Source organism: Vibrio owensii CAIM 1854 = LMG 25443, from assembly GCF_000817815.1.
Taxonomy (GTDB): domain Bacteria; phylum Pseudomonadota; class Gammaproteobacteria; order Enterobacterales; family Vibrionaceae; genus Vibrio; species Vibrio owensii.
The window spans coordinates 1-274 of the sequence record NZ_JPRD01000101.1; the positions used below are offsets into that span (position 1 = coordinate 1).

1 protein-coding gene is annotated in these 274 nt (G+C 40.9%); it reads left to right on the plus strand.

What is annotated here, in order from left to right; translation table 11 throughout:
- Positions 1 to 263: IS200/IS605 family transposase (gene tnpA, locus H735_RS29430; protein WP_042980838.1), on the plus strand; the 263-nt coding region annotated here is incomplete at its 5' end.
- Between the last annotated feature and the right edge of the window lie 11 nt (positions 264 to 274).

The following is a 274-nucleotide window of genomic DNA, read 5'->3' on the forward strand; positions in this document are numbered from 1 at the left end:
AAGTTGACCACGTGCATTTAATAGTAAAGATTCCACCAAAGGTATCGATATCCAAGTTGATGGGGGTATTGAAAGGCAAAATAGCCTTAAAGCTATTTAGTAAGTTTCCTCATCTTAGGAAGAACAGGTTTTGGGGGAATCACTTTTGGCAAAGAGGCTATTTTGTCGATAGTGTTGGAATCAATGAAGAAATCATACGCCGATATGTAAGACATCAAGAGAAGCAAGAGCGAGTAGAGCAGCACCAGTTGGCGTTGGATTAAACAAAGGCCCC